The sequence below is a fragment of the Streptomyces sp. NPDC058685 genome (genome assembly GCF_042714725.1).
Classification (GTDB): Bacteria; Actinomycetota; Actinomycetes; order Streptomycetales; family Streptomycetaceae; genus Streptomyces.
Genome location: NZ_JBHXSL010000022.1, coordinates 95,389 through 105,728 on the forward strand (window position 1 = coordinate 95,389; position 10,340 = coordinate 105,728).

General features: G+C 71.1%; 10 protein-coding genes. 4 read left to right on the forward strand and 6 right to left on the reverse strand.

Annotated elements, in window-relative coordinates:
• Positions 1-103: 103 nt before the first annotated feature.
• Both ACFWU3_RS19675 and ACFWU3_RS19680 read left to right on the forward strand, forming a co-directional pair.
• Positions 104-997 carry a LysR family transcriptional regulator gene (locus ACFWU3_RS19675; protein WP_384438836.1) on the forward strand — a complete coding sequence of 298 codons (894 nt, stop codon included), beginning with the start codon at positions 104-106 and terminating at the stop codon, positions 995-997.
• Positions 998-1,097: 100 nt separating this feature from the next.
• Positions 1,098-1,502 (forward strand): DUF3662 domain-containing protein, encoded by a 405-nt coding sequence (locus ACFWU3_RS19680; RefSeq protein ID WP_384438840.1) that lies wholly within the window; start codon positions 1,098-1,100, stop codon positions 1,500-1,502.
• Positions 1,503-1,536: 34 nt separating this feature from the next.
• On the opposite strand, the gene ACFWU3_RS19685 is transcribed toward ACFWU3_RS19680, so the two are convergent.
• Together ACFWU3_RS19685 and ACFWU3_RS19690 are read right to left on the reverse strand one after the other, a co-directional pair.
• Positions 1,537-3,702 (reverse strand): SpoIIE family protein phosphatase, encoded by a 2,166-nt coding sequence (locus tag ACFWU3_RS19685; RefSeq protein WP_384438843.1) that lies wholly within the window; start codon positions 3,700-3,702, stop codon positions 1,537-1,539.
• Positions 3,703-3,840: 138 nt separating this feature from the next.
• Entirely contained in the window at positions 3,841-4,281 is a 441-nt protein-coding gene (locus tag ACFWU3_RS19690) for a hypothetical protein (RefSeq protein WP_384438846.1), read from the reverse strand.
• 386 nt (positions 4,282-4,667) lie between these two features.
• On the opposite strand from ACFWU3_RS19690, the gene ACFWU3_RS19695 reads away from it, so the two are divergent.
• Entirely contained in the window at positions 4,668-5,102 is a 435-nt protein-coding gene (locus ACFWU3_RS19695) for a DUF6003 family protein (RefSeq protein ID WP_384438849.1), read from the forward strand.
• A gap of 144 nt (positions 5,103-5,246) precedes the next feature.
• On the opposite strand, the gene ACFWU3_RS19700 is transcribed toward ACFWU3_RS19695, so the two are convergent.
• The 4 genes from ACFWU3_RS19700 to ACFWU3_RS19715 all read right to left on the reverse strand — a co-directional run bounded on the left by ACFWU3_RS19700 (position 5,247) and on the right by ACFWU3_RS19715 (position 9,289).
• Entirely contained in the window at positions 5,247-5,750 is a 504-nt protein-coding gene (locus ACFWU3_RS19700) for a DUF6328 family protein (RefSeq protein WP_384438852.1), read from the reverse strand.
• 144 nt (positions 5,751-5,894) lie between these two features.
• A complete protein-coding gene (locus ACFWU3_RS19705; RefSeq protein WP_384438855.1) occupies positions 5,895-7,115 on the reverse strand; it encodes a histidine kinase in 1,221 nt (406 codons plus the stop codon).
• A complete protein-coding gene (locus ACFWU3_RS19710; protein ID WP_384438858.1) occupies positions 7,112-8,845 on the reverse strand; it encodes a cation acetate symporter in 1,734 nt (577 codons plus the stop codon). Before ACFWU3_RS19710 ends, ACFWU3_RS19705 begins: the two co-directional genes overlap by 4 nt.
• 63 nt (positions 8,846-8,908) lie before the next feature.
• Entirely contained in the window at positions 8,909-9,289 is a 381-nt protein-coding gene (locus ACFWU3_RS19715) for a hypothetical protein (RefSeq protein WP_384438861.1), read from the reverse strand.
• Positions 9,290-9,740: 451 nt separating this feature from the next.
• On the opposite strand from ACFWU3_RS19715, the gene ACFWU3_RS19720 reads away from it, so the two are divergent.
• Positions 9,741-10,340: ricin-type beta-trefoil lectin domain protein (locus ACFWU3_RS19720; protein WP_384438864.1), on the forward strand; the 600-nt coding region annotated here is incomplete at its 3' end.

A 10,340-nucleotide genomic window follows, 5' to 3' on the forward strand; every position in this document is an offset into this window, starting at 1 on the left:
TATGGTTGGCAACAGACGGTGCGTCAGATTTCATATGCGGCCCGGGACTTGTTGACCTGAGTGCCTCTTTCAGGGCTCAGACCCGGAGGGCTAACGTCCGCACATGACCCCCACACTGCAACAGCTGCGATACCTCGTCGCCGTCGCTGACTGCCGCTCCATCACAGCCGCAGCGTGCTCCGTCTACATCGCCCAGCCCGCCCTCTCCCGGTCCATCCAGTCCCTGGAGCGGGATCTCGGCGTGACACTCCTGGACCGCCGCGGCCGGCGCGCGACCCTGACCGCCGAGGGCACCCGTGTCGTGCGTCTGGCGCGAACGGTCCTCGACGCGGTCGGAGCGATCGAGGACGTCGGCACAGCCCGCAGAAGTGCGCTGCGGGCCACCGTGAAGGTGGCTGCGACGCCGGCCCTCTGCGGTGCGGTGGCCGCCGACCTCGTGCCCTCGTTCGTGGAGCGCCACCCGGAGATCGACGTACGGCTCCTCCGGCACGACAGCCGCGAGGCACTCGAACGCGCCCTGGTCGACGGCGCCGCCGAGCTGGGGCTGGTCCATCTGCCGGTGGACCAGGAGCTGTCGGCGTACCGCCTCCAGGACCGCGAGATCGTGCTGATCTCGCCACCGGGCTCGGAGCTGCCCGACCCGGTGCCCCTGCGGATGCTGGGCGGCCTGAGGGTGGTCCTCCCTCCCCCGGGTACGGGCCGGCGTACCGAGCTCGAAGCGATGTTCGTCCGGCTCGGTGTGCGACCGGTGGCCGTGGCCGAAAACGACCAGGGACCGGACACACGGACGGGTGCGACGGAGGAACCCGGGTCGCTGATCGGATACCGGGACACGGTGTTCCGGGTGTTCCATCACCGGGTGGAGGTCCGCTCCTTCAGCCCGCCTCTCTTACGTCCGGTCGGTATCGCACACCCGCGAGGGCCGCTCAGTGCCGCCGCCCGCAGTTTCCTTCTCCACGCCCGGCACAGCGCACCGGCGGGAGCGCCCGCGCCGTAGGTCTGTCGTGCGGATCGCACAGGCACCGGAGTTCCGCCGTCCGGGGACAGCGCCGTTCCGGCGTGCGTGATCTGCCGGTATCACGGGCACGCGAACTCCTATGGGACATCTGAAGCGGTGGGAGCAGGCCCTTGAGCGCTGGCAGGACGGGCTGCTCGCCAAGGTCGTTCATCGGGACCCGGTGGAACTGGTCGACGCGCTGCGAGGGGAGTGCGACACCCATGCGGTGGTGTGCAGCCAGAGCCGCGTCGTCGTACCCAACGCGTACGAGATCGAACTGACCCGCAGTGTGCACAAGGAGCTGTTGCGGCGCGTCGGGGAGGTGGGACGGGCGCTGACGGACTCGCTCGCCCGGCATGGGGAGACGCGGGGATACGAGTGGGCCGGTCCGCTGACCGTACGCGTCACCACCTCGTCGGCCCAGCTTCCCAACGGCCGCTACCGGGTGGCCAGTCGGGCCATGCCCCATGTCCGCGCCGACGCGTTCCCCTCGACCAGGGACTGAACTGAACGGCCCGATCGGCGCGGGCGGCAGGAGTTCACGCCGACGGCCCGGCCTCCTGCCACACCGGCGGTTCCGGATCCGCGGGCCGCTTCGCGAGGCGTGGCGTGGACACGGGCTCGGGCAACGGCTGTTCGGCCCAGATCGCCTTGCCCGTGGCCGTCAGGCGTGTGCCCCAGCGTCGCGAGCACTGGGCAACCAGCAGCAGACCGCGCCCCCCTTCGTCGCTGTCGCGGGAACGGCGCAGGTGCGGCGCGGTGGTGCTGTTGTCGAAGACCTCGCACAGGAGCGAGTCGCCGTCGCGGATCAGACGCAGCACGACCGTGCCCGTGCTGTACCGGATGGCGTTGGTGACCAGTTCGCTCACCATCAGCTCGGTCGTGAAGGAGAGGTCGTCGAGGTCCCAGGACGCGAGCTGGCGGCCTGCCAGGGTGCGCGCCGTGGAGACGATCGCCGGGTCCAGCGGCAGGGTCCAGGTGGCGACGGAGTCGGACCTGAGGGAGCGGGTGCGCGCCAGCAGCAGAACGGCGTCGTCGTCCGCCCGCCGCGGCCGCACCGCGGACACGGCCTCGTCGCAGCTGTCCGCCAGGGACCGTCCCGGATGGCCGAGGACACGCTGGAGCCGGCCCAGCGCGTCGTCGGAGGCCCGGCGGCCTTCGATCAGCCCGTTGGTGTAGAGGGCCAGCAGACTTCCCTCGGGCAGTTCCATGTCCTCGGCCTCGAAGGGCAGCCCGCCGAGTCCGAGCGGGGGTCCCGCCCCGCCGTCCAGGACCTGCGTGTGCCCGTCCGGCCGGACGAGCACGGGCGGCGGGTGTCCCGCCCGGGCGAAGGTGCACAGCCGGGAGACGGGATCGTAGACGAGGTACACACAGCTCGCCCCGGGATTCTGGTCGCTCGTCGCGTCGGACGCGAGCCTGGTCCTCTCCTCGGCCATCCGGGACATCAGATCGTCCAGGCGGGACAGCACCTCGTCCGGCTGGAGGTCCATCGCGGCCAGTGTGGAGACGGCGGTCCGCAGCTGCCCCATGGTCGTGGCGGCCGCCAGGCCGTGGCCCTCGACGTCACCCACCACGAGTGCGACCCGGCCCCCGGACAGCGTGAGGAGATCGAACCAGTCCCCGCCGGCGTCGAGACCCGGCAGATAACGATGGGCGGTCTCCACGGCGGAGACCCGCGGCAAGGCGGGAGGCAGCAGCCCGCGCTGGAGCGTACGGGCCGTCGCGTGCTCGCGCTCGTACCGGCGGGCGTTGTCCAGACTCAGGGCCATCCGCCCCGCCACCTCGGCGGCGATCGTGAGATCGTCGTCGTCGAACGGGTCGGAGTGGTGGTTCCGCCGGACCACGGCCACGCCCAGCGCCACTCCGCGGGTGACGAGAGGCAGCACCAGGACGGAGCCGGGTTCCTCGCCGGCCGGATCGCGGCCGCCGGTGCCCGGGACGCCCGGGTCGACGCCGGGCTGCTGGATCAGCCGCGGCTGATGATCGACGACGCTCTGGGTGTAGGGGGTCGGCGGGTCGAGGCTGATCAGCGGGAGCGAGCCGTCCCGATCACCGTCCGCGCCCGTGCTCTCCACGTCGCGCCGGGCGACACGCCTCAGCGGCAGGTGCGCCTCCACCGGCCCGGCCGGGGGCTCGCCTCCACGCAGCACACAGTCGAACAGATCGACCGTGGCGGCATCGGCCAGCGCCGGGACCACGAACTCGACGAACTCCTCCGCCGTGCCGGTCATGTCGAGCGTCCTGCCGACCCGTTCGCTCGCCTCGTTGAGCAGCAGCACACGGTTGCGCGCACGGAACTGCGCCGTGACATCGGCGACCTCCGCCGCCACCCCGATCCCGTCGACGGTGTCGCCTCGGCCCTGGAGCCGGAAGGCCGAGATGGACGCCACGTACTCGCGGGTGGGATCGGTGGGCGGAAAGCCGCGCTGCTCGAAGTCGATCGTGGCCTTCCCGGTGTCGAGCACCCGCCGCAGCATGGCCTCGATCGCCTCGGTGTCGAAGCCGGGCACCACTTCCCCGAGGCGACGGCCCGCGTGATCCTCGACGGTCACCCCCCGCCACCCGCGCGCCGCGGTGTTCATACGGATCAGTCTGAGGTCCTTGTCGAACAGGTAGAGGCCCGTGGGGGACTCGGTGAACAGCGCCTCCAGGAGGGCGTCGCTCCACTCGCGTCCGGAAGGACGCGGCCCGGTGGGATCGCCCACTCCGCTCTCCTCCCTTCTCGGCCCCGGCCGGTCTGTCCCGCCAGGGCCACGCCCGGACAGACCGGCCCGCCGCCGGAAGCGTCCCGGTGGCGGGCCGGGGAAGCGGGTACTGATCGAGGCCCGCCTCGAGTTGTTCGCTCAGTGAGCCGAGGACTCCGAGTGGCGGGGTGCGCAGAGTGCCCAGATCACGAAGCCGTCGATGGCGATCAGCACGATGGCCCAGAACGGGGCGTACGGCAGCCACAGGAAGTTCGCCAGCATGGCCAGACCGGCGAGCGCGATACCGGCCACCCTGGCCCAGGTGGAGCCCTGGAAGAGGGCGAACCCTGCGATCACGATGACGATGCCCAGGATCATGTGGATCCAGCCCCACCCGGTGAGGTCGAACTGGAAGACGTAATTGCGCGTGGCGACGAAGACGTCGTCCTTGGCGATGGCGGCGATGCCCGCGAAGAGGGTCATGAGACCACCGAAGATCATCATGACGCCGGCGAACACCGTCCAGCCGGTGACGAACCCGCTGCTGGTGGAACTCCGCGACGTGGAGTGCGGTCGAGCCCCGCTCACATGGCTTGTCATGGTCTGCTCCTTCACCCCGTGCTGTGAGCCTCCCGGACGGGTTGCCGTAGGCCGATCGGGTTACTTCCACACTCCGCGTGTTCGCCACCGTTCGCACCTCGGGACACACGCCGCCACGGGCGCGCCACGCCCGGTGTCCGGGGCACCGGGGGAGATCACCCGCACGCTGCGGTCCGGCGCCCGCCCCGCATGCGACCGCGTTGCCCGGAAGCCGGTCCGGATCGCGACGAGAGCCCGGCCCGCGCGGGCGCAGTATCGCCGTATGTCCGCTCGTTCCGCAGTTCGGCCCTCCGGCGGGCGGACCCCGGTGGGGCGCGGCGGGCGGCGCCGCTGAGCGGCGATAACATCGGTGTCCGCTTGCTCCACGACGAAGGCGGTTCCGCACCATGGCTGACGAGGCCTGTCTCTTCCTGCTCCCCGACCGTTCTCCTCTGCTGGGGGCCGCACTCGGCGCGGTCGGCGGCCTGGAGTGCCTGGAGACCCCGGCGGTCCGCGGCTGGCTGGACGCCCATGGTGTCTCCGCCTCCTCCGAGCAGGTGCGGATCCTGCCGGGCGGTTCCGAGGTCTTCATTCCCGAGGACGTCGACCGGCTGCCCATCCCGCTGAGCGAGGAGGAGACCTTCCGCGTGCAGCAGCAGTGTGCTCCTCAGGGGGTGACGGACATGGAGAACGAGCTTCTCGGGTTCCGTGAGGTGACACAGGACTGGGAGGCCCTGGTGCACCGCGCCCTGGATGCCGGCGTTCCCGCCGCGCGCATCGCGCAGCTCACCGGTCTGGACCCGCGGGACATCGCCCGGCTCACCGGGGTCGCACGGGCCTGACACCGGCCGGGCGGCCCGGTCGTTGCCGTCGCTCCCGCACACGCGGGCCGCTCGGTCGGTGCCGTCGCTCCCGGACACCGGGCGGGACTCAGTCGTCCCTGCGCCGCGTCCCTTTTCACGGGGCCGTGGTGTGCCGGGTCCCCTTCACGGGGCCGTGGTGTGCCGGCGCTTCGCCCACAGGGGCAGCACGAACCAGCAGAGCACGTACCAGGCGAACACTCCGCTGACGATCCAGGGCACGATGTGGTCGTGCGTGGCCGCCCGCAGGATCAGCAGGAGCGCCGAGACCAGCGTGGCCAGCAGCAGAAGCAAGCCGGTGAAGGTGAGCCGTGAAGCCCACTGCACGGCATGCGGTTTGATACGCCGTCCGGAGACGATCCGGTGGAAGGCGACGGGTGCGATCAGGGCGCCCACGGCCGCCGCCCCGAGCACCACAGTGATCATGTAGATGGTCTTGTCGGTGCCGGAGAGCGTCACGAACCGGGGCGTGAAGACGACCGTGAGCAGAAAGCCGAACATGATCTGCACGCCGGTCTGGGCGACGCGTATCTCCTGGACCAGTTCGCTCCACTGCCGGTCGGCCCGCTCGTCCGGCGTCTCGTCGCGACCGTCCGATCTGACAGCGTCCTGCTGCGCTTCCGTCGCCATCGAGGTCCCCTCCCCATCGGTGAATGATCCACGTCCGCATCAGGTACCCGGGAATCCGCTGATCAGACCGCTGCGGTCGGCCCGGACCCGCGCACATGTGCGACACCGGCGCTCGGGCGCGCACGACGACGGCACCCGGACCGGTCAGCCGGAGGAGCGGCGGCCGGCCGAAGAGTGCACACCCGAACGGTACTTGGGGAACCGCATCGTGATCTTCATGCCCGCACCGACGCCGGTCTCGATGACGAGGCCGTAGTCGTCCCCGTACACCTGGCGCAGTCGCTCGTCGACGTTGGAGAGCCCGATGCCCGATGTCGCGGGCCGCTCCCCCGCGAGAATCGCGCGCAGCACGGCCGGGTCCATTCCCACGCCGTCGTCCTCGATGGTCACCATGGCCTCGGCACCGGCGTCCTGGGCGGCGATGGTGACCCGGCACTCGTTCCTGGAGTCCTCCAGGCCGTGTTTGACGGCGTTCTCGACGAGCGGCTGGAGGCACAGGAACGGCAGTGTCACCGGCAACACTTCGGGTGCGACCTGGAGCGTCACCTTCAGCCGGTCGCCGAACCGGGCTCCGGCCAGCGCCAGATACTGTTCGATGGACCGCAGTTCGTCAGCGAGGTTGGTGAAGTCGCCGTGCCGGCGGAAGGAGTAGCGGGTGAAGTCCGCGAACTCCAGCAGCAGTTCGCGGGCGCGCTCGGGGTCGGTCCGGACGAACGAGGCGATCGCCGCGAGGGAGTTGAAGATGAAGTGCGGTGAGATCTGGGCCCGCAGCGCGCGGATCTCCGCCTCGATCAACCGGGTCCGGGACCGGTCGAGTTCGGCCAGCTCCAGTTGTACGGACACCCAGCGGGCCACCTCGGTCGTCGCCCGTACCAGCACGGCCGACTCACGCGAGCCGTAGGCGACGAGCGCGCCGAGCACCCCTTCCTCACCGGTCAGCGGGGCGATCACGGCCCAGCGCAGCGGGCACTCCAGCTCGTCGCAGTCGGTGCGCACACTCATGCTGCGCCCCGACTCCAGCATCTCTGCGACGCGCTCCATCACCCGCTGTTCGTGATGGTCGGCGGCCGGCCCGTCCCAGGCGAGCACGGTCTCCCGGTCGGTGAGACACAGCGCCTCGGTGCCGAGCAGGGAGCGCAGCCGGCGGGCGGCCTTGCGGGCCGTGTCCTCGGTCAGTCCGGCACGCAGGGGCGGTGCGGCGAGCGAGGCGGTGTGCAGGGTGTGAAAGGTCGCCCGTTCGACGGGTGTGCCCAGGTCGAGGTCCCTCTCCCCGCCGCGGCGTGCGGTGAAGCGGCCGACGACGACACCGATCGCGAGGAGGACGACACCTGCCGCCGCGAGTGCGGCCAGTCCGGTCCCGGTCATCGCTCCGCTCCCTCCGGCTGGGGTCTGCCGACGAGGTCCTCCGGCAGATGGAGTCGCGCCAGCATGGCGGTGGCGCCCCGCGGTATGTGGCGTGCGGTGGCGAGCGACACCAGCACCATGGTGAGGAAGCCGAGCGGTACGGACCAGACGGCGGGCCACGCCATCAGGGTGTGCGGCCAGCCCTCGGGAGCGAGTCCGGCGCGGGTGGCCATCACCGCGGTGAGCGCCGTGCCGCCGCCGATGACGAGGCCCGCCGCGGCGCCCGGCGGCGTGAGTTTGCGCCACCAGATGCCGAGCACCAGCAGCGGACAGAACGAGGAAGCGGACACCGCGAACGCCAGCCCGACGGCGTCGGCGACCGGGACGTTCGTGGCGACGACGCTCACGGCCAGCGGAACCGCCATGGCGAGCAGGGTCGCGAGCCGGAAGTGGCGTACGCCGCGTGAGGGCAGCACGTCCTGGGTGATGACGCCCGCGACGGACATGGTCAGTCCGGAGGCGGTGGACAGGAAGGCGGCGAACGCGCCCCCCGCGAGCAGCGCTCCGAGCAGATCGCCCGCGATCCCGCCGACGACGCGCTCCGGCAGTACCAGCACGGCGGCGTCCGCGTCCCCGGTGAGGGCGAGTTCGGGTGCGTAGATACGGCCGAGTGCGCCGTACACGGGAGGCAGCAGATAGAACGCGCCGATCAGTCCCAGCACGACGAGCGTGGTGCGGCGCGCGGCGCGTCCGTTGGGGCTCGTGTAGAACCGGACGGCCACATGCGGGAGGCCCATCGTGCCGAGGAAGGTGGCGAGGATGAGCCCGTACGTCGCATACAGGTGGTAACCGTCGCGGCCGCCGGACAGCGGTTGCGACCAGCTCGCCGGATCGTCGCCGGTGAAGGCCCGTTCGGGCACCTCCGCGCCTTCCGGGAAGCCGAGGCGGGTACCGGCGTCGATCCTGTGCGTGCCTTCGTCGAGGGTGACGGTGCGGTTGTCGTGGGCGGTGCCGTCGATCTCCCCGCGGACCGTGAGGGTGAGCGGCTTCTCCAGCTCCACGCGTACGGTGTCGCCGACCCGGACGACGGTGTGCTCGCGCAGCAGCGCGGGCGCGTCGAAACGGGCTCTCGGGGCGTCGTCGTGGGCCCAGGCCGCCACGAGGAAGAGCGCGGGCACGAGCAGTGCGGTGAGTTTGAGCCAGTACTGGAAGGCCTGGACGAAGGTGATGCTGCGCATGCCGCCCGCCGCGACCGCCCCGGTGACGACGACGGCCACGACGAGTCCGCCGACCCAGTCGGGTGCGCCGGTGAGGATCTCCAGGGTGAGGCCCGCGCCCTGGAGTTGGGGCAGGAGATAGAGCCAGCCGATGCCGACGACGAAGAGGCTGGCGAGCCGGCGCACGGCGGCGGACTCCAGCCGGGCCTCGGCGAAGTCGGAGAGGGTGTAGGCCCCGGAGCGGCGGAGGGGCGCGGCCACCAGTACCAGCAGGACGAGGTAGCCGGCGGTGTATCCCACCGGGTACCAGAGCATGTCCGGTCCCTGGAGCAGTACCAGGCCCGCGATGCCGAGGAACGAGGCGGCGGAGAGGTACTCACCGCTGATGGCCGCCGCGTTGAGGCCAGGTTTCACCGTGCGTGAGGCGACGTAGAAGTCCGAGGTGGTGCGCGATATTCGCAGCCCGAGCGCGCCGATGAGCACCGTGGCGAGCACCACCACGGTGACGGCGGTGACCGCGTAGGTCTGGTTCATCTCCGCCCGCCCGGCCGCCGTGCGCCGGTCCGGTCACCGGGCCCTGCCGTCCGCGGCACGCCGTCAGCGTCCTTCGACGAGTCGGGTGAAGTCCTCTTCGTTGCGCTCGGCCCGGCGGACGTACCAGCGGGCCGTCAGCCACATCACGGGGTAGACGGCGAGGCCGAGCGCCGCCCAGACGAACGGTTCCGGCGAGGCCAGGGTGCCGTCGAACACGGCCGGGAGCGCGAACAGCAGGGGCAGCGAACCGACGAGCAGGGCAAGGGTGCCGAGCGCGTAGAGCGCGGCTCTCAGCTGGCTGCGCATGAGAGAGCGCACATAGGTGGCGCCGAGGGTTGTCTGCTCACTGATCTCCGAGCGGGCGGGCGCGTGGCCGGGGGCCCGCCGGGCGTTGCGCGGTACGCCGGTGACGACTTCACGTCGGGGGTGTTGCTCTGCAGACATCGTCGTCCGCTCCAGCGTCTCTCGTCGGACTCGGGGAGATGTGGAGTCTACGCAGGAGCGATTACCGACGGTAGACACAGAACGGACCGCGGTACGGAACCGGAGGCATCGCTACCGCCCAGGGTGCGGACGAGCGGTACACGCCCTGGAGGCGGCAGGTGCGGGAGGACCGCCCGGAGACGTCGCCGACTTCACGTCCCGGAGGCATGCGGGGGGTTTCAAGCCACATACAGGGCAGGGTTGTTCAACTATTGACTGCATCCGAGACCGCTGCCATGGTCTGGACCAGGCGACAGCCCGCTTCCCTGCGCGACAGCCCCGCACTCCTGGTCCCACCCCCTCCGCCGGCCCCCAGCCGTACGTCCGGTGTGCCCGCCGAGCCCGCGCGTCCCCCATGGCGCGGGACCGGTGGCCTCATGGTCCGCGGCTCGCGAAAAGGAGACAGACAACGATGTCCCTCACACCCCTCGCGCGCCTTCTCCCCAGACGCCGCTCCGTGGGACGGTCCGCCGCCGGCCTGGCGATCGCCGCACTGTTCGCCGCCTTGTTCGCCGCGCCAGCCCAGGCCGCGGACGGCCAGATCAGCGGGCTGGGCGGCAAGTGTGTCGACGTTGCCGGAGCGAGCAGCGCCAACGGGACGCCCGTGCAGCTCTACGACTGCAACGGCAGCAACGCGCAACGGTGGTCCCTCCCGGGTGACGGCACGATCCGGGCCCTCGGCAAGTGTCTCGACATCGTCGAACGCGGTACGGCGGACGGCTCACTCGTCCAGCTGTGGGACTGCGCCGGCACGCCGAACCAGCAGTGGGTCGTGTCCGGTGCCAACGACATCGTCAACCCCCAGGCGAACAAGTGCCTGGACGTCCGCGACCGCAGCACGGCCAACGGCACACGGCTCCAGATATGGACGTGTTCGGGACAGTCGAACCAGAAGTGGTCGGCGCCCGGCGGTGGGAACCCGCAGCCCGGTGGCTTCGTGGTCAGCGAGTCCCAGTTCAACCAGATGTTCCCGGGCCGCAATTCCTTCTACACCTACAGCGGTCTGACCGCG

Coding starts and splice junctions, on each gene's coding strand:
- ACFWU3_RS19675 (WP_384438836.1), top strand. CDS start 104: ATGACCCCCACACTGCAACAGCTGCGATACCTCGTCGCCGTCGCTGAC.
- ACFWU3_RS19680 (WP_384438840.1), top strand. CDS start 1,098: ATGGGACATCTGAAGCGGTGGGAGCAGGCCCTTGAGCGCTGGCAGGAC.
- ACFWU3_RS19690 (WP_384438846.1), bottom strand. CDS start 4,281: ATGACAAGCCATGTGAGCGGGGCTCGACCGCACTCCACGTCGCGGAGT.
- ACFWU3_RS19695 (WP_384438849.1), top strand. CDS start 4,668: ATGGCTGACGAGGCCTGTCTCTTCCTGCTCCCCGACCGTTCTCCTCTG.
- ACFWU3_RS19700 (WP_384438852.1), bottom strand. CDS start 5,750: ATGGCGACGGAAGCGCAGCAGGACGCTGTCAGATCGGACGGTCGCGAC.
- ACFWU3_RS19705 (WP_384438855.1), bottom strand. CDS start 7,115: ATGACCGGGACCGGACTGGCCGCACTCGCGGCGGCAGGTGTCGTCCTC.
- ACFWU3_RS19710 (WP_384438858.1), bottom strand. CDS start 8,845: ATGAACCAGACCTACGCGGTCACCGCCGTCACCGTGGTGGTGCTCGCC.
- ACFWU3_RS19715 (WP_384438861.1), bottom strand. CDS start 9,289: ATGTCTGCAGAGCAACACCCCCGACGTGAAGTCGTCACCGGCGTACCG.